Raw genomic sequence first — 20,695 nt, forward strand, 5'->3', positions numbered from 1 at the left:
TGCTTCGGAATGCTATAGCTTCACCGTTTTTCCCGAGCCGATTTGAACGGCTTCCCCATCAACGCTGATCCACAAATCCAGAGACGAAGGATTATGCACAAGACTGCCGTTTGCGCCAAAGCGAAGATCCGACAGTCCTTTCCGATAAGCAGCGATTTCCGACATGGTAGCATGCCATACCGGCGGCGCGTCTTTACGCGAGCCAAGCCGCTTGCCCGTCTCCTCCATCAGCTCCCAGTTGCCGTCATCATGGAACTCATAGCTGTGTCCCCATATAAACAATAGCTCCATATAGCTAAAATGCGGAGCCGATTCCAAAAAGGCCTCTGTTTTTTCCGCCATTCCCTTATGGTGGCAGGTCGGATGCCAGCGAAGCAGATCCTCGGGCATATGAAAGCCGCCGTGGCTGTTCACGGTACGGGCATATTCAATACCCAAACCCGGCAGCATTCCAACCACCCGATCGTCATAAGTGCCGAACGGATAACTCATGCCGCGTACAACTTGGCCTGTCAGCTCTTCAAGCGCCGCTCTGTCCGCTATAATTTCGTCCACGATCAGCTCGTTTGGCGTTTGCTGCAGAAACGGATGAGTTACCGTATGGGCGGAAACCTCATGGCCGCAGTAGAGCTCCTCTACTTCGCTTTTTTCGATATAGCCCTCTTTTCCGAACAATCCGGAGTTTAAATGAAACGTTCCCCTTAACCCGCAGTCATTCATAATGTCCACCAAGCGGCGATCATGCACCCGTCCGTCGTCGAAGCTGAAAACAACCGCTTTCCGAAATCCGCCTTGAAACAGGTCAAATTTTATTCTTTTTGTCCCCATGTTCCGTCTCCCCTTCACTTTCGCTTTGGTGCAAGTATACCATGAAAGGAGCGGCAGATACGCCCTTCAACTTCTATAAACGCAATCCTCAGTCACCTGTCCCGTTTGAAAAGCTGAATATGTTACAATAAGAGACAAAAGTACCTTACGGCGTTTGGAGGATGAGACCATGTCTCACGAAGAGTCTTACACAGCCAGCGAAATCGCCGGGCTGCTCAAAATATCCAAGTTAAAGGTTTATGAGCTTATCAAAAAAGGGGAGCTGCCCTCCTATCGCGTCGGAAAGCAAATGAGAGTGGATGCCAGCGATCTGGAAGCGTACAAGCGGCAGGGCAAAAAAGGCGGGCCTTCGGCCGCTGCCTCTCGTGAATCAAACGCTGCGGCAAGCGAAGGCTACAGGATAAGAAGCACCGTTACCGGTGAAGTGCCTTACAACGAGACCCCATATGGAGAAAGTATTAGCGGTGGTTTTCCCAACCGACGCCTTCAATTGGATAAGACATCGTTCCAGGGCTCTTTTGATGAACAACATTTCCCGGATGAACATGAAGGCGGCAGAACCAAAGCGCCTCAGCGATCTTTTGTGCTGTCGGGACAGGATACAAGCCTGGATATTTTGGCTCGCCATTTGGAACATCGCTTGCCCGGTCTGCGCCCCCTTCGCTCCCAGTCCGGCAGCATGGATGGCCTGATTTCTCTATATAAGGGAGAATCCGACGCGGCAAGCGTTCATTTGCTGGATGGAGATACCGGTGAATATAATCTGCCTTACGTACGCAAGCTCCTAACCGGGTTTCGTTATCTGGTGGTCAATGTAATGACACGAAGCTCCGGTTTATATGTGGCGCGCAACAATCCCAAAGGGATTAAAACCTGGCAAGATCTGATGCAGCCTGGCCTCCGCTTGGCCAATCGCGAACGAGGCTCCGGCGCGCGCGTCCTGCTGGATGAAAAAGCGAGGACGCTTGGCATCCTGGCCGATCAGATTGTTGGTTATGACAGTATCTTCACCAATCATCTCTCCGTCGCCGCCCAAGTTTCATTGGGCGAAGCCGATGTAGGCATTGGAACGGAAAAAGCGGCATCCGGCATCGATGGCATCCGGTATATTCCTCTTGTACAGGAACGATATGATCTTGTCATGGTCAAACGGCCCGACAACCTGCCCCGCATTCAGGCTGTCTTGGACATTTTATCGTCGGAAGCCTTTAAAAAAGAGCTTCAGGCATTGTCCGGCTACGACCTGTCTTCCACGGGCACCGTCTGGCTGGAGAGCTGATTCCGGCTCAGCTAACGGCATTTTGTAAGCGGACATCAGAAACATAGATAAAGCCGCCTTCCATACTTTACAATTATTACGGAGGCTATTATAATAATGGCTATCGGACTTTATGTCCGGCTTATCGGGGTATGGCGCAGCCTGGTAGCGCGCACCCTTGGGGTGGGTGAGGTCGCACGTTCGAATCGTGTTACTCCGATCATAGGCAATCTTAGTGGCTTTCGTAGGCTATCGTGGGGGTCACTAAGGTTATAATTATCGCAAGACACTTGTAACCCGTTTAGACCACTTCCCAAATGTATTGATACATTTGGGGAGTGGTCTTTTCTTGTTCATTAAATTTTCCATTAAAGATTTCTTGGAGGATAGGGAAAAAACTCAAAGTTACGGGTACTAAAGTCATTCTTTAATTACTTGGCAGAAAGCAGCTATATTGACGAAAAGTTAAAACCAACTAAGAAGATAAATTATGCTCGTGAAACACTAAAATTAAAGTATTCCATGAAAACTATATCAGGCAAATGCTTTTATCTCTTATGCCAAACACATTACTATTTAACATATCTGAAATTTGATTTCCTTCAAGTCTCAATTTTCAGATTTTATTGTTCCCAACAAAGTAAAATTAGTAGTATTATTGAACTATACTAATTTTTTGTATTGCGGGAAAAAGAAAGGAAATGATATATGAAACTTGACAGAGTCTCTATTGACAACTACCGTTCCATCAAAAATCAGATAATTTCCTTTGAAAGTAAATGCCGAGTATTAGTAGGTAAAAATGAAGTTGGTAAATCAAATATCCTTAAAGCATTGTCCCTACTAGATCCTCAAAAAGATGTTGAAAAAAGTGATTTAAGAGAAGGCTTACCTTCTGAAAATGTGGTTACAGAAGGTAATGTTAGATTTATATTCTCAATGGACTCTGAAGATCAAAACAAAATATATGAACTACAAATAAACAAGATATTAACTACCGCCTTCGATTTAATAATTCTAAAGAAAGGAAAAGAATCATTTAATATCGCTGATATTATTAATAAACACTTTAAGGAAACACTTTATAGGGTTTTTATCCCTAACGGAAAAAGAAATGACACTTATTGGAAAATAAACACAATTTATGATGAAGTCCCTAGCAATTTAAAAAAACCTATATTAAATTCAACATCCACCATTCAAATTGATGGAGCATTAGTCCCCTTGAATAATTTCCAATTAATTGATATTGAAACTTTTCCAGATATACCTTCTGATCAGTTAGAAGATGTCACCTCGAAATATGTAATTCAATGTATCTCTAATACGGTAACAAGTTATGCAGCGGAGAATAGACCAACTGCTGTATACTGGCAATATGATGATAAGTACCTTTTACCTTCAAATATTGATCTTAGTCTTTTTACATCAAATATTGAGTATTGTTTGCCATTAAAATCAATGTTTGAACTTGCAGGAATTAATAATATTTCTCAAGTAATTGAAGAATCTCGTAATAAAAGCAAGCATGGATTAAGAAATTTGTTTGAACGGGTGGCAACAATAACTACTGACCATTTTAGAAGAGTTTGGAAAGAGTATGACAGCATCCAATTTGAGTTAATCCCAAACGGCAATCATATTGATGCGAGTATTAAAGATGCATTTAATAGATATGAGTTAAATCAACGAAGTGACGGCTTCAAAAGATTTGTTAGTTTTCTCCTTTTCATCTCCGCAAAAGTGGAAAGTAATAACTTAAAAAACACTTTACTTATATTTGATGAGCCTGACCTTGCTTTACATCCTTCGGGGCAAAGCTTTTTGCGGGAAGAGTTGATTAAAATATCTAAGCATAATTATATAGTATACAGTACACATTCAATATTTATGATTGACAAGAAAAACATATCACGTCATTTAATTGTACAAAAAGCAGATGAAAGTACTATAGTTAAAGAAGTAAATGAATCCAATATTATAGATGAAGAAGTGATATACAATGCTCTTGGTTATTCAGTCTTTGAAACACTTAAAAATGAAAATATCATTTTCGAAGGTTGGAAAGATAAAAAGATATTCACAATTGCGCTTTCGAGGGTTCCTGATAAGTATAAACAAGTTAAAAAACTAAAGGAAGTCGGGTTATGTCATGCCAAAGGTGTTAAAGATATTAAGAATGTAGCCAATTTACTTGAAATAGCTAATAGACATTATCTTGTTGTAAGTGATAATGATAAACCTGCACGAGAAAGACAAAATGACTATAATAAACTTCGTTATAGTGGCTTATGGAAAAGATATGATGAATTAGTAGATGGAATTACTGTTACTACAGTGGAAGACTTTATTAAACCAAAATGCTTCATTAGTGCAATATCTGGATTAAAAAGTGAATATAGCAATTTACCCGAAATAAAAGAGGAGTCTTTTAATGTTCCTAAGACCAAACTCTTATTACTAGAAGAAAAATTAAAGGAAGTAGAAGGAAACAGTGATTTGCGAAAGGAAATTATTGAAGAAATAAAAAATAGAGTATTCGATGCGCTTAGACCATCAGATATAGAAGAAGATTATTACCTCATGCTAGTAAATATATTGCCGCTATCCTTTATAAATCAACACGCTAAAGAAGTAGTATAGGAAATAAGAAGAGAAATCTATTATTAAAAAGGGTTTCTCTTTTTTATATCTCAGACAGACGGAAATTAATTATTTGAGCATTATAAACTTAAATTATAATAAAGTACCCTACCTTTTATTTAATCCTTTTCTCAATTTTTACAACTCTTAAGCCCTACGATACCCAACTCAACCATATAGCGATTCATATCTGTAACAGCGTCGGATTAGCATTTCGAGCGCCTCCTCGTTTCCAGACTGAATTATCTGAAGAATATCTTAATCGGTCTGTACCAGCTCCATCCCACTTTTTCCTAATACTAAAGATGTTTACATCTTGTCCAAAAGATTTAAAAACTTCAATGTGGAAGATCCTTTTTGGAGTAGCTTAAATATTTCTCGCATTTCTGCGCACCCTATCCCATATATCGCCAAAATGAGGCAAGTGCCTCGTATAATGAATGGAGGGTATCCTGATGAAAAAGCTGGCATCGGCGCTGGCCATAATGTTGAGCGCATTAATGACAGTTGCGGCTCCGGCTTCCGCGCTTGAAAATAGTCCACCCGCCGAAGTGACCATCGTAAATGCCGAAGGAAAAACGATTGGCAAGGCACTGTTAACGCAAGAAGGCGACAAAGTAGCCATCCATGTGGAGGCTTCTGGGTTGCCGCCGGGCGAACACGCGATCCACATTCATGAAAACGGGAAATGCGATCCGCCCAAATTTGAAAGCGCAGGGGCGCATTTTAATCCCCTTGGCAAGCAGCACGGCTTTCATAATCCAAAAGGGTTCCATGGCGGCGACCTGCCTAACATTACCGTCTCGGCAGACGGCAAAGTGACCGCCGATATTGTGACGGCTACCGTCACACTTCAACCCGGCCACCCTAATTCCTTGCGCAAAACAGGCGGGACTTCACTCATCATCCACGAAAAAGCCGATGATTACATGACGGACCCGTCCGGCAATTCCGGCGGCAGAATCGCTTGCGGAATAATCAAGTAGCGCGCCCAAAACAATAACAGCCCTTCAATTGCCGGATTGGCAGTTGAAGGGCTGTTGCATGTTAATTGTCTGTATGTGACGCGTTTAGCTTCAAGTCTCTGCCGCTTGCAGCAACGTGGAGACTTAGCAATAAAATGCTACCGTCCAGCCAGGTCTGCTGCCCACAGCGTATCGCTGCGTTTTGAATGCTTCCAACTTGCCAAGCCTTGACGTTGCAACGCTTCGCGGGTCTCTGCCTCCTTAGGCCTGTCCGCTATTGCTCCGAGCATTGCGCTGCTGTTGGGATGCGCCGCCACGGCTGCTTCCGGCACGCTGCGCTTGGCCGCTGCCGCCATTGCTGCGCTGGTGTGCGCGCTGCGGGTGAGGAGCGCCTGCTCGCCCATTGCCAGCTTGGCGTTCCTGCGAGCCGCCGCCGTTTGATTTTGCATGCTGCTGCGGACGGTTTGAGCTCCGGTTACGCTGGCCTGCCGGCTTTGCTCCCCTTGCTCCGCCGCGATTGTGCCCCGCGCCTCCGCGTTGCGTCTCTGACTCAGATGCAACAGGCGCGCTGCCTTCCATCATCGGATAAGGATGATCCTCTACAACGGGGATCTGCTTCTTCGTTACCTTTTGAATATCCTTCAGGTAAGGAAGCTCCTCCGCTTCGCAGAAGGAAATTGCCGTACCGCTATGCCCTGCCCGTCCGGTTCGTCCGATCCGGTGAACGTAGGTTTCCGGAATATTCGGCAGATTAAAGTTAATGACGTAAGACAACTCGTCAATATCGATGCCCCTGGCGGCAATGTCCGTGGCAACCAGAATACGGGTTGCGCCGTTTTTAAAGTTGGATAACGCGTTTTGCCTTGCGTTCTGAGATTTGTTGCCGTGAATGGCCTGAGCGGTAACGCCGATACGGTTCAAGCCTTTGGCTACCCGGTCCGCCCCGTGTTTGGTGCGGGTAAAAACAAGCGCCGACGTAATGTCCTGTACCTCCAGCAGATGCTGGAGCAAGACCTGCTTGTTGGATTTGTCGACAAAATAAAGACTCTGGGAAATCACTTCAACCGTCGAGGATACCGGCGTTATCTCCACCTTGACGGGATCCCGCAGAAGCGACTCCATCCAGCCCGCAATTTCCGGCGGCATGGTAGCGGAGAAAAACAAGGTTTGTTTTTCTCTCGGCATACCCGAAATAATCCGTTTCACTTCGTGGATAAAGCCCATGTCCAGCATCCGGTCGGCTTCGTCCAGCACCAGAATTTGCACATGGCGCAAATCAACAATTTTTTGGTTAATCAAATCCGATAGTCGTCCCGGCGTTGCGATCAGAATATCCGCGCCTCTCTCCAAAGCACGTTCCTGTCCGAATTGGGATACGCCTCCCACAATCGCAACGCTGCGCAGACGCGTATGGCGGGCGTAAGCCTTTATATTTTCATCAATCTGAAGCGCCAGTTCACGGGTTGGCGTCAAAATCAGAGCGCGGATATTGCGCTTGCCTCTCTCTTGGCCCTGTCCACCCTTATACAGCAGTTGGAGAATGGGCAGAGAAAACGCCGCTGTTTTGCCAGTTCCGGTCTGAGCGCAGCCGAATAAATCTTTACCATCCAATATAACGGGAATCGCCTTTTCCTGAATCGGTGTCGGCGTTGTGTATTGTTCTTGATCTAATGCCTTTAACAGCTCCGGCATAAGCTTTAACTCTTGGAAGTTCATAATATCTCCTATAACTTGTTCATTGTTTTATGTTGACTCGTAAGGATACCACATTTGCAGGCATTAGGGAAGCGCTTGAGATGACGCCAACCCCGTTGCTTCCAACCTTCCGCCCCCCGCAATCTGCCTCCACTGCAGCCTCAGTCATGAATGGACAAAACGCCAGTTAGCGGTTCGACATCCTTCTGCGCAAAAAAAGAACGCAGACAACCGACATGCGGCCTGCGCTCTCACATTACAACGTTTTTACTTAGCAGCCTAAACAGGCTAAGTTGCTTTTCCGCCGGCTTGTCCCGCCTGTTTCTGGATTTGGGCTGTTCCGCCCTGCATGCCAATCCGATAGAACAAAACGGAGATTAGCGTAATGATAGCGACGGTAACAAACAATGTGGAGCCTCCGAATTTTTGCAGCAAAAATCCGCCGAGAAGCGGCCCAAGAAAAAATCCAAGACTGGTAAAAGACTGCGCCCCAAAGTAGGTCCCGCGCATATGATCCGGCGCCAAACGGTCAACCATGATAGCTCCCGCCGGGAAAGTCAGCACCTCGCCCCAGGTAAAGAAGACCATGGACACGATAAACATCGTCCAGCTCTGGCTGAAGGCAAAGCCCAAATGCCCCAAAGCATAACAGACGCTGCCAACCGCGATTGCGGTCAACGGCGAATATTTGCCCGCCCACTTGGACAATGGCATCTGAAACGCCACTACGACAACGGCATTGGCGGTCATCAGCCAAGCAAACAACGTGGCCCCTGTTGCAAACTGGCCCTCCACATATTGCGACAGCGTAGAGGTCATCTGGGCGTAGCCGATACCGCTGACGATTCCTCCCAGGATGAAAAAGCGAAAAGCTCTGTCTCTGGCAATAACCTGCCAGGATTGCGAAATGGTTACATGCTCTTTCTTCTCGCCTTCAATGCTGCGAATGCCGAATTTGATCAGCAATACGTGAAGCGTAGTCGCGTAAACCAGATAGAAGAAACCCGTTATCATCCAAGGCAAGCTGCCGTTGACCGCCGCAAACAATGTGCCCAGCAGGGGGCCGACCGCAACGCCGATATTAATCGCTAAATAACGGAGCGAAAAAATATGCAGGCGTTTTTCCCGCTCTGTCAGATCCGCCATCAATGCCTGCGACACCGGCTCAAAAAATGAGCGGCATAACCCGTTTGTTGCATTCAGTAGCGCAAACACAAGCGGATTTTTGGTTAAGCTGAATCCCAGAAACACGATCGCCCACACATATAACGATGAAAGCATAACGACTCTGCGTCCGAAACGGTCGGACAAAAAGCCGCCAACAAAACCGCCGGCCATACCGGCCAGCGAACCAATTCCGATAATGGCGCCAATCGTAACCGGACTCATATTTGTTGTTGCCAACAGGTAGATCGCCAGAAACGGGAGGCTCATGGAGCTTGCCGTGCGGGCAAATACGGTCCCGATCAACAACATATTGACTATGGGGTGATGTTCTTTAAACGACGCCAAATATTTTCTCATGATGTCCCTTCCTCCGTTGACAGTAATTCTCTGATTATACAACACCCGGGGGAAAGGAGGAATGATTAATTTTACACCCAAAAATAAAAGCTCCAGATTAAAAACAACCTGAAGCTTGCAGTATGGTTAAGATGGCTTAATCGCTATTTATTTGGCAAAGCTATGATGTCCAATCGTTACAATCACCTTCAGCTTGGACCAAAATGCGCCCTTGGAAACCTTGGGATTAAAGAAGTAGACGGCGTCTTCCACATTGTTTTTCCCATTGAGAGCATCCTTGGCTGCGCGAAGCACGCTGGCGTTGGGCTCGCTTTTGTCCAGCATTCCGTTGTGGGCAGGCGGGAATTGCTTGCCGGAATAAATGACATCGTGAATCGAACCGGGAAAACGCGAATCCTTCACGCGGTTCAAAATAACGTTTGCAACGCCAAGCTGCCCCTCGTAGGATTCATAACCCGACTCTACCTGCGTAATTTTGGCCAGCAGCATATAATCCTCTTCCGTAAAAGGCTTTGCCGGATGACTGAGGATCGACGGAACTACAACCTTCAGCTTCATGCCTTCCTTAACGCCTTTGGCATCCTCCAGCCCGTTGCGCGATAGAAGCACCGCTTTCTTGGCGCCAATTTCCTTGCTAATTTCATTCAATCCGTAATCGGCGGTAACCGTCGCCGTTTGAACCGTCGTCAGCTCTACGGTCTGCTCCTCGCCGTTCCATTCCACTTCGGCATGCATCAGCTCCGCGGCATGGCGCAGCGGAATATACAGCTTTCCGTCCACCAGGAAGGGTGGAGTATCCAACAGATAGCGCCCCTCGTTGAAGTAGACGACTGGCACGCCATTGCCTAACACAATTTTATCCCCGTATGAGGTATGTATCGTTGCTTCTTCCGTTTTTTTATCCCAATTCACCTTGGCTCCGAATGCTTTTGCCACAAGCGACACCGGGAGATAAACGCGCTCATCCAGCTTGCGCGCCGGGTCGGACAGCTTAACGGGTTCGCCGTCCAGCGTAACCTCTATTTCCTTATCAATATTTCCATTCTGCGACTGCGCGGCGGCGGATAACGGAAAAATCGCCAGCAACAGTGCAACGACGAGCAAACCCGCCATTGTTTTGTTCCATTTATCAATCGTAAACATAATTCCCTCCCGAACTTCAAGGCATTGAAATAAATTCCTCTGGTGCTAAGGGCCATCTTCCGTCACATTATATCACAGCTCTTTGATTGGAAAGATTAACAATTTCACATAATTGCGTGAACTTGAATGATTTGGCGGAGCTGTGCGGACTCCCGGGGCGCAAGTGTAAATTGTGTGACAATTACATTTCCAAGCCGTGAACGAGATAGAGAATAATTTTATGAATAATATAACCAAATACTAGACCTAGACCGTTTTCGGGTATTATGCTAGTAAACGATCAATATATTGATTAGTCAATTCAACATAAAAAGAGGTGCTGAACGTGTCCATAGAAGAGTCAACCCTGCAAGAAGCCGCCTTGGTTCGGCTGGCGGAAAGCATTATCGACGTGCACGACGAAGATCATGCCCGCGAAAATGCCAACTTGAACGGCGAAAGTTTTTCCGGAAAAATGAGCAAATTGGGCAGCGAGTTTTCGAAATGGTATGCCAAAAACGTCATTATGCCCAAAGCGCTGGTGGAAGCCGTTGACAGCAACTATGTGTATGTCCACGATCTGGATCAATATGTGCTGGGCACAACCAACTGTATTTTTATCCCGTTCGGCAAATTGCTGGAGAGAGGTTTCAATACCGGAAACGGAAGCGTGCGTCCGCCCAATTCCATCACAACGGCCATGGCGCTGGTCGCAATCATCTTCCAATCCCAGCAAAACGCCCAATACGGCGGCGTATCCGCAAACAAGCTGGATTGGGATCTGGCTCCCTACATAAACAAGTCGTTCCGCAAGCATTTCCGCAAAGCGCTGGTTGTTTTGCAGGAAAACGCGCCTTACCTGAGCGATGATCAGCTGGCATTCTCCAACAAGGGGCTTCAGGACACGTGCCCGCAATCCTATCAGCATGCCCGCACGCAAACGATCGAGGAGACAAACCAGGCTGCTGAAGCTCTTATCCACAACCTGAATACAATGTCCTCCCGCGCGGGCGGCCAAATTCCTTTTACCAGCATCAATTACGGCACCTGCACTTCCGAGGAAGGACGCCTAGTCATAGATGCTTTGCTCAATGCCACGATCAAGGGTCTTGGCAACGGCGAAACGCCGGTATTCCCGATTCAAATTTTCAAATGCAAAAAAGGCGTTAACCAAGCGCCGGAGGATCCCAACTACGAATTGTTCCTGAAGAGCATCGAATGTTCCTCCAAACGGCTTTATCCCAACTTTGCCAACATCGACGCGCCAATCAATCTGGCGTATTACAATCCGGAGGATCCTGACACGGAGTTTGCAACAATGGGCTGCAGAACGCGGGTTGTCGGGGACCGTTTCGGGCGCAATCGTCTGTCCGGAAAAGGAAACCTGTCCTTTAATACCATTAATTTGGTCAAGCTGGGCATCGAAAACGGCATTATTCTGGGCAAACGCCAGGTCGCTGACGAAGCCGGCTTTTATACCGCGCTGGAGAAATGCCTGGACATCGCTATGACGGGCCTTATCCATCGCTACAACATCCAGGCGGTTCAACAGGCCAAAGCCTCCGACTTTATGATGCGCGAAGGCGTATGGGAAGGCGGAGAGAAGCTTGCGGCAACCGACAGCGTAGCGGATTTGCTGAAGCACGGCAGCTTGTCGATCGGTTTTATCGGCATAGCGGAATGCATGAAGGCTATGTACGGCAAGCATCATGCCGAAGATGCCGAGGTGCATGAGCGCGCGCTGGCCATGGTTCGTTTTATGAGAAGCTACTGCGATGCCAAGGCAGAGGAGCATAACTTAAACATTACGTTGTTCGCCACCCCGGCCGAAGGACTGAGCGGCAAGTTCACCAAGATCGACCGTCAGACTTACGGTGTTATTAAAGGCGTAACCGACCGCGACTATTACACAAACTCTTATCACGTGCCGGTTTATCATCATGTGAAGGCTGCCAAAAAAATACAGCTGGAAGCGCCATTCCACGAGCCTTGCAACGCAGGCGCGATTTCCTATATCGAGCTGGACGGCAACGCCCGCAACAATCAGCTGGCTTTCCTGAGAATCGTCCAATATGCGCTGGCGAACGATGTAAGCTATTTCAGCGTCAACCATCCGATCGACCGCTGCCCGGTATGCGGCTACGAGGGCATCATCGGCTCCGTCTGCCCCAACTGCAACGCCAGCGAGGAACGTCACGCTTTCCGCCGTTTGCGCCGCGTTACCGGTTATTTGACCGGCGATTACCAAACTCGCTTTAACTTGGCCAAAGTGGCCGAGGTCAAGGATCGCGTCAAACATCTATGAACCTTGTTGGCTATTATCCTGAAAGCATTAATGAAGGCCCCGGCGTCCGGGCGGTGCTTTTTATAAGCGGCTGCAGTCATGCATGCCCCGGCTGCTTTAGTCCGCATACCTGGAGCTTCAGGGCAGGCGTTCCGCTTGACTTGGACAAGCAGGCCGAGCTGCTGGAGGATATGGGAAACAATCCTCTGCTGCAAGGCGTGACGTTATGCGGCGGAGATCCCTTCTTTTCGGCGGAAGAGCTGGCACCGTTCGTAGCGGAAATCCGCAGCCGCTTTCCCCATTTCGATGTTTGGTCCTATACCGGCTTTACCTTCGAACAGCTGCAGGACAAAGATGAGATGTTAGGGCTGCTGCAATTATGCGACGTAATCATCGATGGACGATTTATGGAGGAGCAGAAGGATCTGACGCTTCTTTATCGCGGTTCCTCCAACCAGCGTATTCTTGATGTTAAAACAAGCTTATCCCAAAAGAAAGCCGTTTTAGCGGCGGAGTTTATTTCGGCTTAATCAAAAGAGCGCAACCTCTTTTCTGTCCAGGAAAAGAGGGTTGCGCTCTTTGTTTTGCGCTGCATGTCGCGCATTACGATGATGGGCAAAGAGCATCGTAAGCGGGACAAGGCAGCTTGTTCAGAAAATCGGAAAGCGGTTTGGGCATATTTTGATAGACCGTTTGCAGGGACAGATCCTTATAGATGTTGCCGATCACAACGGGATGGCAAAGCTCCGAAATAATGATATCCCCATTGCCGTGCAAATGAAGCTGGGTTTTACCCTCGATGCAATGCGTCAAATGAACATGCGGCTGCTCCTGGAAATCCAGCCGGTCCGCGAAACGGTCAATGCAGGTGAAAAACAGGCTCATACCCTCTCTGCGATGGGCGATCAGCCCGTGCACGGCCTCCTTTAGCTCATCCTCATTCAGAATGCCTTGCCAGCCGGTATGGGGCATTTTGATACTGTTCTGGATTTCATGAATCCGTGCGCCCAGCTCATAGACACGGTCATGAATGTCATTCAGGCTGTGCATCGTGCCTTTGAACAACAGCGTTTCCAGCACGGTATGAAATCCCGTTTCCGAGCAAGCGCGGATATTATCCTGAATGCGGTCATAGAAACGGAGCGGAAGCTGATAATAGGCAGCAAACGACTCTGCCGTCAAATAATTGAATGAAATATGGATCGCGTTTAAGCCCGCTTTCTCCAGTTCGCCAATTCGTTTCGTATTAAGCAAACTCCCGTTTGTATTCAGCTGAGTTTGTATGCCCCTGGAACCACAATATTCCACAACGGCCAAGGTATCTTCATATTGCATCGTCACCTCTCCGCCCGACAAGCGAACCCGCTTCAGTCCCGGCAGCTCCTCCAAAATTCTGATGATTTCCGCCGCCTCCAGTTTTTGCCCGTCATTGCGCTGATAGGCGCAGCAATAATTGCAGCGGAAATTGCAGCTCGATGTAACGCCAATCTCCAATCCTTCCAGCCGATATAAATCCGGCCTTTCCAACTCTAACGATTTGTACTGACTCAATGCTATTCCTCCTGCCGGCATTCATTCATTCCATGCCATTCTTTCCTTGCCCTAGGGCAACAATTGCCGTTGCTGATTATAGCCCAGCGGCTTGTTATTTGCAGTGAGCCATATCTCTTTGAACAAAAAAACGCCTGTTCACGGCAGCCCTCTAGAAGGGACCCGGAACAAACGCTTAAACAAAACTGTGACTTTGTTCATTTGAGGCAAGCAAACTTTATGGTAAGATGCCCATAAAATGGGCGGCAGACGCCCTCCCCTTGCAGGAGGAATGTTGTATGGCAAAGAGTCAAAAAGCAACCGTTCCACAAAAGAAACGGCATTTATCCCCGGCGCAATCGCCAAGAACAGCAGCCAATCTGCCAAAATCCTGGCCGCTCATTGCCTTGCAATTATTTCTCGGCACAGGTGCTATTGTAGGCGGAGTTGCGCTGATACTCGACCCGGATGGCGGCTTGTTAAGCATGCCCTTGTCGCTGATTCAGCATTCTCCCTTCAGCAGTTATCTGATTCCGGGAATCATCCTGTTGCTGGCACTGGGCGTCGGACCCCTTCTGATCGCGAGCTCCCTTATTACCCGCTGGAGCTGGCGGCTCGGGGAACACCTCAATCTATTCAAGGACCGCCACTGGTCCTGGACGTTTTCGTTATATACCGGGTTTGCGCTGATTATCTGGATTTCGACGCAAGTCTACTTTATGCAAGACGTTTACGCCATTCATGCCATCTATATGCTGCTGGGCCTTCTGATCCAGATGGTTACGCTATTGCCTGGCGTTCAGCGCGTCTACGCCCTCCAGCAGTTCAAAACGGTTTCGATTAAAGCGGATTAACCCTTCATCCGCCATCCGGCATAGCTCCCGCGACAACGCGCTGCGATCCGCCATCAAATAATCCGCAAAGTCGGCCCGGCTGAACGGAATGGCAAACGACCTTGACGCATTGCGTTTTGCCTCCAGCTCCAAATAATGAAGAATGCGCTGGCGAAGCGATTTTTGCGCGACCAGGTCAAGCTTGCGGTACAACACGCGGTTATTGGAAACGATCAGCGTCAACAGGTTTTCAATAACCTTCGAGCGCAGCGCGCAAATTTCGCCCATCGGCCGGACTATTTTGTCCATTTGAATAAACAGGATTTCGCTATCTTCGGCAGCATGCGCGCTATACGACACGCCGTCGCCCCCTTGATCCCGTTCGCTTTGAAGCGCGGTTTCCCCCACGATATCTCCAGCCGACATTTCCGAAAAAATAGCCTGCCCGCCATCCTCATCGCTTTTGCACAAATAAACGGTTCCGGATAATACGATGCCAACCGACCTTAGCGGATCATCCTCGTGAAAAATAATGCCTTTTTTTCGGTAGCGCTGCACGGTTCCCTCCAGGCAAAGCAAGGCGCTCGCAATCTCATCCTCGCTAAACCCTTGAAACAGCGCGGTCTGTTGAAACAGCTCCATCCAATTTTCCATCCAAATCCCCTTCTTTCGTTGCAACGGCAACGGAATTTGCAACGGCCTTCTGATATGATTATAACAGTTGAGAATTTTTTTCAACAAGGAGGAACCCGTAATGAATTTTAACGAGCTAATTAAACATCAGCCCGGTCAGATCAGCAGCAGGCTGCTTTGGGAAGGCGGCTTGTCCGACGGTTTTATTTTTGCAATGGATAAAGATGAAACCATCAGCCCGGAACGCGCCGAAGCGACGAGATGGTTCTATGTGCTGGAAGGAACGCTGCGTATCGTCGGAGCAAAGTCCGCGGTCACTCTCGGCAAAGGCGAGGCCTGGATTATACCAGCCTACCATGAGCATGAGCTTCAAGGCGTCGAAAACTGCAAATACGTGCAGATCAGCGTAGTATCCGCCACTTCAATGATATCCGTCTAACGGATTTCTGTTGATGAAGTGGGTACTCGTTCATCTCTAATTTAACGGAGGGATTCATAATGGGACAAGATTTATTTATTCAAAAGCTGGTACAGTCGCAAGTCATTGAGCTGAAGGAGCAAGTTGCATACGGAGATCAGCAGGTATCCAGCATGACGCTGGTGCAGCTGCCGGAGCTCGGCATTACGCTGTTTGCTGTTGGCCAAGGCCAGCAAATCCGCAAACATACAACGCCTGGAGACGCTTTGGTACAGGTGCTGGACGGTGCGGCCACCATTACGATCGGCGAAAACCGCTACAGAGTAGCTGCAGGAGAAAGCATCGTCATGCCGGCTCATATTCCCCACGCGCTGGAAGCCGACGAAGAAGCCTTCAAAATGCTGCTGGTCGTTGTAAAAGGCAAAAAATAAGAGCAAAGGAGCTGGCGGTAATGGAGAAACGAGAGGTCGGTCATACGTTCCTTGCAAGATTGGGTAAAAAACGGCTGCGTCCCGGCGGCATTGCGGCAACAAGCTGGCTGGTCGGGCAAGCCAATCTGAATGCATCGTCAAAAGTGTTGGAAGTTGCCTGCAATCGCTGCACCACCTCTGTGGAGCTGGCTCAGAAATTCAAATGCTCCATTACCGCAGTCGACATGGATCCCAAAGTGCTTGAGAAGGCCCGAGAAAATGTACGCGCTCATGGCCTGGAGGACCGCATTACGATTATACAAGCCAACGCGCTTAAGCTTCCTTTTGAAGACGGGACATTCGATGTTGTATTTAACGAAGCCATGTTAACCATGTTAAATGCCCAAGCGAAGGACAAAGCCATTGCGGAATATTACCGTGTGCTGAAGCCGGGCGGCATTCTGCTCACTCATGACGTCATGATTGTCAAAGAGGAAAACGTTCAAGTGATTGAGCAGCTGCGCAAAACGATTCATGTACAGGTATCGCCCCTATCGCTGAATGGGTGGAAGTCGGCTTTTTCAAGTCAAGGCTTCTCCAGCGTAACCACTACTCATGGCAAAATGACTCTTATGAGCCCGCGCGGAATGATCCGCGACGAGGGACTCTGGGGAACGATCACCATTATTCGCAACGGGCTCAAAAAGGAAAACCGCGCGATGTTCAAAAAGATGTTTTCGTTTTTCAATCATCCCGACGTCAAGCTGGATTACATCGCTGTTTGCAGCAAAAAACCGTCATAACATCGCGAACTGCGCCTCCCATGTCGGACATCATACCATATGGGAGGCGCATTTTAGCCTAAGCTATTCCCGCCTCAATACCTTGGGTGCTCATGAAGTTTATGCGCATCAGGACGAACTACCCGTTAATATCATTATCTGCTTTTTCAAAGCAAAGATTGACGGTTCTTCCGTTTGACCGCGTACGGTGCATAACATTCGCCTTAACGGTGTAGACGTCGCCTGGCTTAAGTGACACGGTCCGATCCTCAAAGTCAATAAACAACTCACCTTCCAATACCATAAATAGTTCATCACAATCCTCATGCTTGTGCCAATGAAATTCTCCGTCGATTACAGCTGCACGAACAACATGATCATTGACTTCACCTATAACAAAATTGGTATATTCCTTCAGATCTTTCGTCCGCTCAAACACATTGATTTTTTCTAAGTTCATGATGACAATGGCCCCTTTTTCAAAAATTAAATTAGTTCACTTTCATTGGACTCACTCTAATTCAAAGGCTCCCCCTTTTTTCAGGTAGCCCTTCATTATGGAATTGGATACGGCCAAGGCCGCTTCCCTGTTTGTGGCAGGAGCCGAAACCATCAAACCGTCGCCCCCCGACCATTTTCCGCCGTTACCGTCTTCATTCTTTTCCATAACCGTGATCGTCATCTCGCTAAAATCTTGATTAATGAATATCGTTCCAATCATTTCAGGGAACATTTTTCCGTCTTGCCTGACATACAGCTCTTTTCCGTTTGTTTCATGAATAAGCAGATCCACTTGCCAATGATTTTGCTCAGCGGGGGTATTCTCTCCCTTCAGCTGAATATCACCCATAAATTTGACATTGCCTCCCAACCGCCGGTAGATCTTTCCGTTGACATTAACCTGAAGCGGCTCGCCAAACTCCATGTTTTCTTGGCCAAGCCTGTATTTGAAACCTTCGGTGCTCAGCGCCACAGTTCGTGGAAAAAACCAATAAATTGCGCATGCTATACCAATGATTACGACGATAAGCAAAGCGCCTAACGTCAGTTTCTTTTTCATGTGCTCACTCCATTTCTCCCGTTCTTCACTCCATTTATCCCGTTCTCAACACTTTCACGTCAAATTGAGCCTCGTTTAAACTCCCCGACCATTGGGAATCGTTTTTATGAGTGACTGTGAATTGCGTGGTGTAGGTTGCTTTTTTACGTTTGGAAATATCCAGTTGATTGGCATGAAAAGCGGGAAATCCGTCTGTCTGAATCTCTTCCGGAATGATGGGAGTTACCTCGATCTGCTCCACCTTGCCATAGTTGTAGACCGTAAACGTGCATATCAGCTTCAACAATTCGCCATCATCCGATCTAAACTGGCATTTGCCGTTTGCAATATCAACAGAGGTTGCATCCACCGCGTTTCGCTTGACCAAAAACATCACACTTGACGTTATCGTGCCAAAAATAAGCGCAAAAACAATACAGCTGATAACCAGAATACTTCCTATTTTGGGGTAACGTTCACGATAGACCGAAACAGCGCTTATAATTCCTGCCAGCAAAAGCGGTATGCCAATTATGACAGGGATATGCAGACCCGTGTTTTCGTCACCGGTCCAAGGCGATAAGCCCACAGCTCTAAACAAGCTGTCTCCGAATGATCCGTCTAAGTGGTAACTGGACAATAGAAGCATGGAGGCGATTATGACGCCGATATAGAGATATCCTTTGTACCTTTTGTTCAACTGCTTCACCGCTTGTCATCCTCTTCATTACGTTCAAGCTCCCGCTTATTCAACTGCTTCACCGCTTGTCATCCTCTTCGTTACGTTCAAGCTCCCGCTCGATTTCCGCATTGATTTTACTCATCGCAATGGGGTCTTTCTCCGCCAATATCCCTTTTTTCAGGTCCAATTCCATCAGTTCATCTTCCGTCAGCAGACCAAGTTTTTCTTTAATGTGCTTTAAATCCGCGGCAATCGCTGCATTATTTTTATACGTCCTGTAACTCATGCCAAACATCACAATAACTACTACAACAATGCCATAGGGGCCCATGAACGAAAACGAAATCAGGACAAGGAGAATCGCAAAAAATATCCCCTCAAACATTCAATCACCGAACCTCTCGCGAATTATTGTTCAGTCCAGGTGCTTCTGACATAACCTATTTTCATACCGGCCCGCTCCATGTTCCGGTGGCTCTGGGACAAAAAAGCGCATTGCCCGACAGCCAGCTTGCAGCCTTGTTCTTGGGCAGCCCGTAGCCGTTGCTCCAGCAAAAGCCCATGTAAACCCAGCTTGCGATATTCCGGCAGCGTTGCGGCGAAGGTAAAGGAGGCGATGTCGCCATGCCGATGCATAACGCCAACAGCCGCAGGTTGACCATCAACGCTGGCCAGATAGAACGACCACCCCGGACGGTTGTACAAAACGCTATTGTTAGTAAGCACGTAAGGGATGCCGTCATCCGACAAGCCGGTCCCCCTGCAATGTATGGTCGCGTACAGTTCTAGTTGATTCTCTTCCAGCTCGGAGATGTCTACATGGAAGCCGGAATACTCCTCCGCCAGATTGGCAACTGGCTTCTCCACTCGCAGTGTGGTGTCCAGGTTCTTTTCTAACGGGTTGGTATTGGGCTTCTCGTCCACCAGTCCGCTATCCAGCTTCTCGCCAACCAGCTCAGTATCCATCTTTCCCTCTGCCAATCTGTTATCTAACTTCTCGTCTGCACGCTTGGTGTCCACCTTTTCTGCCAATCTGTTATCTAACTTCCCGTCTGCACGCTTGGTGTCCACCTTTTCTGCCAATCTGTTATCTAACTTCCCGTCTACCCGCTTTGTGTCCACCTTTTCTGCCAATCTGTTATCTAACTTCCCGTCTACCCGCTTTGTGTCCACCTTTTCTGCCAATCTGTTATCTAACTTCCCGTCTACCCGTTTTGTGTCCACCTTTTCTGCCAATCTGCTATCCATTTTCGTCTCTACAGTCTTAGCGCAGTAACTCTTATCTTCCGGCCGCCTCGAGTCTGCGAGATCCACATACATGGATGTATGGACACCTGATGAATAGAACCCCCGTTGCGCAAGCGCTTTATGCAATGTCTGGTCAAATCCTGAAGGCACAATTTCCAGCTGGGGTTTCCGATCCCTTTCTTTATAGAACAAGAGAATATCGTCCAGATACCCGATGTCGCTCCCTTTTAACCCTTTAACGGCATTAAATTGTCCCCAAGGCATCGTCCTGCTGTACAGGCACAACGTCCCTCCAAACTCCCCGATTTCGATCCCTTCCGGATTGCCCGGACGGTCCATAATCGCCGCCATACGATCCCTCATATAGCGTATTTCCGATAATTCTATAGCATTCACCAGCTCTTCCGAGGGCAAGAGGTTAGGAATAACGATCTCCTCCTTCCAAATGATTAGGTCAAATGATTAAATCAAATGATTAAGCCAAATGATTAAGTCAAATGATTAAGTCAAATCATTGACCGAAATTATCAGCCCAATTTATCTACCCAATTTACCAACTTCCATTATAACATTTTCCCAAAATGAGGAAACCCCTATCCAGGATGTTAGAATTTGGATGACTTGCGGTAGCCTTGTAGCCTTGAGGTCTTGAGGTCTTGGGGTCTTGGGGTCTTGGGGTCTTGGGGTCTTGCGGTCTTGCGGTCTTGAGGCCTTGAGGTCTTGTGGTCTTGCGGTCTTGAGGCCTTGAGATCTTGTGGTCTTGAGGCCTTGAGGTCTTGTGGTCTTGCGGTCTTGCGGTCT

General features: G+C 47.7%; 20 protein-coding genes and 1 tRNA gene. 10 read left to right on the forward strand and 11 right to left on the reverse strand.

Annotated features, from left to right (window positions below; translation table 11 throughout):
• Positions 1-12 precede the first annotated feature (12 nt).
• The gene (locus ACX93W_RS15160) at positions 13-828 is read right to left on the reverse strand and encodes a polysaccharide deacetylase family protein (protein WP_459393217.1); all 816 of its coding nucleotides are present in this window, start codon (positions 826-828) and stop codon (positions 13-15) included.
• A gap of 169 nt (positions 829-997) precedes the next feature.
• On the opposite strand from ACX93W_RS15160, the gene ACX93W_RS15165 reads away from it, so the two are divergent.
• The 4 genes from ACX93W_RS15165 to ACX93W_RS15180 all read left to right on the forward strand — a co-directional run bounded on the left by ACX93W_RS15165 (position 998) and on the right by ACX93W_RS15180 (position 5,715).
• Positions 998-2,107 carry a substrate-binding domain-containing protein gene (locus ACX93W_RS15165; protein ID WP_459393218.1) on the forward strand — a complete coding sequence of 370 codons (1,110 nt, stop codon included), beginning with the start codon at positions 998-1,000 and terminating at the stop codon, positions 2,105-2,107.
• Positions 2,108-2,232: 125 nt separating this feature from the next.
• Positions 2,233-2,306: transfer RNA gene (locus ACX93W_RS15170), tRNA-Pro, on the forward strand.
• A gap of 488 nt (positions 2,307-2,794) precedes the next feature.
• On the forward strand, positions 2,795-4,729 hold the full coding sequence (locus ACX93W_RS15175; RefSeq protein ID WP_459393219.1) for an AAA family ATPase: 1,935 nt from the start codon (positions 2,795-2,797) through the stop codon (positions 4,727-4,729).
• A gap of 455 nt (positions 4,730-5,184) precedes the next feature.
• Positions 5,185-5,715 (forward strand): superoxide dismutase family protein, encoded by a 531-nt coding sequence (locus ACX93W_RS15180; RefSeq protein ID WP_459393220.1) that lies wholly within the window; start codon positions 5,185-5,187, stop codon positions 5,713-5,715.
• A gap of 240 nt (positions 5,716-5,955) precedes the next feature.
• On the opposite strand, the gene ACX93W_RS15185 is transcribed toward ACX93W_RS15180, so the two are convergent.
• The 3 genes from ACX93W_RS15185 to ACX93W_RS15195 all read right to left on the reverse strand — a co-directional run bounded on the left by ACX93W_RS15185 (position 5,956) and on the right by ACX93W_RS15195 (position 10,056).
• A complete protein-coding gene (locus tag ACX93W_RS15185; RefSeq protein ID WP_459393221.1) occupies positions 5,956-7,410 on the reverse strand; it encodes a DEAD/DEAH box helicase in 1,455 nt (484 codons plus the stop codon).
• A gap of 267 nt (positions 7,411-7,677) precedes the next feature.
• Positions 7,678-8,913 carry an MDR family MFS transporter gene (locus tag ACX93W_RS15190; RefSeq protein WP_459393222.1) on the reverse strand — a complete coding sequence of 412 codons (1,236 nt, stop codon included), beginning with the start codon at positions 8,911-8,913 and terminating at the stop codon, positions 7,678-7,680.
• Positions 8,914-9,060: 147 nt separating this feature from the next.
• Complete coding sequence (locus ACX93W_RS15195; protein ID WP_459393223.1) at positions 9,061-10,056, reverse strand: cell wall hydrolase; 996 nt, start codon at positions 10,054-10,056, stop codon at positions 9,061-9,063.
• Positions 10,057-10,381: 325 nt separating this feature from the next.
• Here ACX93W_RS15195 and ACX93W_RS15200 point away from each other — a divergent pair, with 325 nt between their 5' ends.
• Both ACX93W_RS15200 and nrdG read left to right on the forward strand, forming a co-directional pair.
• Positions 10,382-12,340: an anaerobic ribonucleoside triphosphate reductase gene (locus ACX93W_RS15200; RefSeq protein WP_459393224.1), complete on the forward strand. Its 1,959-nt coding sequence runs from the start codon at positions 10,382-10,384 to the stop codon at positions 12,338-12,340.
• The gene (gene nrdG / locus ACX93W_RS15205; RefSeq protein ID WP_459393225.1) at positions 12,337-12,849 is read left to right on the forward strand and encodes an anaerobic ribonucleoside-triphosphate reductase activating protein; all 513 of its coding nucleotides are present in this window, start codon (positions 12,337-12,339) and stop codon (positions 12,847-12,849) included. The genes ACX93W_RS15200 and nrdG overlap by 4 nt, the downstream gene beginning before the upstream one ends.
• A gap of 73 nt (positions 12,850-12,922) precedes the next feature.
• Here nrdG and ACX93W_RS15210 read toward each other — a convergent pair whose 3' ends face one another.
• Complete coding sequence (locus tag ACX93W_RS15210; protein ID WP_459393226.1) at positions 12,923-13,891, reverse strand: radical SAM protein; 969 nt, start codon at positions 13,889-13,891, stop codon at positions 12,923-12,925.
• Positions 13,892-14,148: 257 nt separating this feature from the next.
• Between ACX93W_RS15210 and ACX93W_RS15215 the strand changes: the two genes are divergently transcribed.
• Entirely contained in the window at positions 14,149-14,703 is a 555-nt protein-coding gene (locus ACX93W_RS15215) for a hypothetical protein (protein ID WP_459393227.1), read from the forward strand.
• On the opposite strand, the gene ACX93W_RS15220 is transcribed toward ACX93W_RS15215, so the two are convergent.
• Complete coding sequence (locus ACX93W_RS15220) at positions 14,635-15,336, reverse strand: Crp/Fnr family transcriptional regulator (RefSeq protein ID WP_459393228.1); 702 nt, start codon at positions 15,334-15,336, stop codon at positions 14,635-14,637. The two genes, ACX93W_RS15215 and ACX93W_RS15220, sit on opposite strands and share 69 nt — an antisense overlap.
• A gap of 100 nt (positions 15,337-15,436) precedes the next feature.
• On the opposite strand from ACX93W_RS15220, the gene ACX93W_RS15225 reads away from it, so the two are divergent.
• The 3 genes from ACX93W_RS15225 to ACX93W_RS15235 are packed head-to-tail and all read left to right on the forward strand — an operon-like array spanning position 15,437 to position 16,946.
• Positions 15,437-15,754 (forward strand): cupin domain-containing protein, encoded by a 318-nt coding sequence (locus ACX93W_RS15225; RefSeq protein WP_459393229.1) that lies wholly within the window; start codon positions 15,437-15,439, stop codon positions 15,752-15,754.
• A 59-nt stretch (positions 15,755-15,813) separates the two neighbouring features.
• Positions 15,814-16,164: a cupin domain-containing protein gene (locus tag ACX93W_RS15230; RefSeq protein WP_459393230.1), complete on the forward strand. Its 351-nt coding sequence runs from the start codon at positions 15,814-15,816 to the stop codon at positions 16,162-16,164.
• Positions 16,165-16,184: 20 nt separating this feature from the next.
• The gene (locus ACX93W_RS15235) at positions 16,185-16,946 is read left to right on the forward strand and encodes a class I SAM-dependent methyltransferase (protein WP_459393231.1); all 762 of its coding nucleotides are present in this window, start codon (positions 16,185-16,187) and stop codon (positions 16,944-16,946) included.
• A gap of 118 nt (positions 16,947-17,064) precedes the next feature.
• Here ACX93W_RS15235 and ACX93W_RS15240 read toward each other — a convergent pair whose 3' ends face one another.
• From ACX93W_RS15240 to ACX93W_RS15260, 5 genes are read right to left on the reverse strand one after another with little or no spacing between them, the layout of a single operon-like run.
• On the reverse strand, positions 17,065-17,385 hold the full coding sequence (locus tag ACX93W_RS15240; RefSeq protein WP_459393232.1) for a cupin domain-containing protein: 321 nt from the start codon (positions 17,383-17,385) through the stop codon (positions 17,065-17,067).
• 51 nt (positions 17,386-17,436) lie between these two features.
• A complete protein-coding gene (locus tag ACX93W_RS15245; protein ID WP_459393233.1) occupies positions 17,437-17,985 on the reverse strand; it encodes a hypothetical protein in 549 nt (182 codons plus the stop codon).
• Positions 17,986-18,019: 34 nt separating this feature from the next.
• The gene (locus tag ACX93W_RS15250) at positions 18,020-18,673 is read right to left on the reverse strand and encodes a hypothetical protein (RefSeq protein WP_459393234.1); all 654 of its coding nucleotides are present in this window, start codon (positions 18,671-18,673) and stop codon (positions 18,020-18,022) included.
• Positions 18,674-18,722: 49 nt separating this feature from the next.
• A complete protein-coding gene (locus ACX93W_RS15255) occupies positions 18,723-19,031 on the reverse strand; it encodes a YaeH family protein (RefSeq protein WP_459393235.1) in 309 nt (102 codons plus the stop codon).
• Between the two features lie 23 nt (positions 19,032-19,054).
• A complete protein-coding gene (locus ACX93W_RS15260) occupies positions 19,055-20,245 on the reverse strand; it encodes a GNAT family N-acetyltransferase (RefSeq protein WP_459393236.1) in 1,191 nt (396 codons plus the stop codon).
• Between the last annotated feature and the right edge of the window lie 450 nt (positions 20,246-20,695).

The sequence above is a fragment of the Paenibacillus sp. CAU 1782 genome, from assembly GCF_054551715.1.

What these genes read in the sequence shown, in the direction of transcription:
- ACX93W_RS15210 (WP_459393226.1), bottom strand. Translation starts at nt 13,891, where the DNA reads ATGCCGGCAGGAGGAATAGCATTGAGTCAGTACAAATCGTTAGAGTTG.
- ACX93W_RS15160 (WP_459393217.1), bottom strand. Translation starts at nt 828, where the DNA reads ATGGGGACAAAAAGAATAAAATTTGACCTGTTTCAAGGCGGATTTCGG.
- ACX93W_RS15190 (WP_459393222.1), bottom strand. Translation starts at nt 8,913, where the DNA reads ATGAGAAAATATTTGGCGTCGTTTAAAGAACATCACCCCATAGTCAAT.
- nrdG (WP_459393225.1), top strand. Translation starts at nt 12,337, where the DNA reads ATGAACCTTGTTGGCTATTATCCTGAAAGCATTAATGAAGGCCCCGGC.
- ACX93W_RS15240 (WP_459393232.1), bottom strand. Translation starts at nt 17,385, where the DNA reads ATGAACTTAGAAAAAATCAATGTGTTTGAGCGGACGAAAGATCTGAAG.
- ACX93W_RS15215 (WP_459393227.1), top strand. Translation starts at nt 14,149, where the DNA reads ATGGCAAAGAGTCAAAAAGCAACCGTTCCACAAAAGAAACGGCATTTA.
- ACX93W_RS15225 (WP_459393229.1), top strand. Translation starts at nt 15,437, where the DNA reads ATGAATTTTAACGAGCTAATTAAACATCAGCCCGGTCAGATCAGCAGC.
- ACX93W_RS15165 (WP_459393218.1), top strand. Translation starts at nt 998, where the DNA reads ATGTCTCACGAAGAGTCTTACACAGCCAGCGAAATCGCCGGGCTGCTC.
- ACX93W_RS15260 (WP_459393236.1), bottom strand. Translation starts at nt 20,245, where the DNA reads ATGGCGGCGATTATGGACCGTCCGGGCAATCCGGAAGGGATCGAAATC.
- ACX93W_RS15235 (WP_459393231.1), top strand. Translation starts at nt 16,185, where the DNA reads ATGGAGAAACGAGAGGTCGGTCATACGTTCCTTGCAAGATTGGGTAAA.
- ACX93W_RS15255 (WP_459393235.1), bottom strand. Translation starts at nt 19,031, where the DNA reads ATGTTTGAGGGGATATTTTTTGCGATTCTCCTTGTCCTGATTTCGTTT.
- ACX93W_RS15245 (WP_459393233.1), bottom strand. Translation starts at nt 17,985, where the DNA reads ATGAAAAAGAAACTGACGTTAGGCGCTTTGCTTATCGTCGTAATCATT.
- ACX93W_RS15230 (WP_459393230.1), top strand. Translation starts at nt 15,814, where the DNA reads ATGGGACAAGATTTATTTATTCAAAAGCTGGTACAGTCGCAAGTCATT.
- ACX93W_RS15185 (WP_459393221.1), bottom strand. Translation starts at nt 7,410, where the DNA reads ATGAACTTCCAAGAGTTAAAGCTTATGCCGGAGCTGTTAAAGGCATTA.
- ACX93W_RS15175 (WP_459393219.1), top strand. Translation starts at nt 2,795, where the DNA reads ATGAAACTTGACAGAGTCTCTATTGACAACTACCGTTCCATCAAAAAT.
- ACX93W_RS15195 (WP_459393223.1), bottom strand. Translation starts at nt 10,056, where the DNA reads ATGTTTACGATTGATAAATGGAACAAAACAATGGCGGGTTTGCTCGTC.
- ACX93W_RS15220 (WP_459393228.1), bottom strand. Translation starts at nt 15,336, where the DNA reads ATGGAAAATTGGATGGAGCTGTTTCAACAGACCGCGCTGTTTCAAGGG.
- ACX93W_RS15180 (WP_459393220.1), top strand. Translation starts at nt 5,185, where the DNA reads ATGAAAAAGCTGGCATCGGCGCTGGCCATAATGTTGAGCGCATTAATG.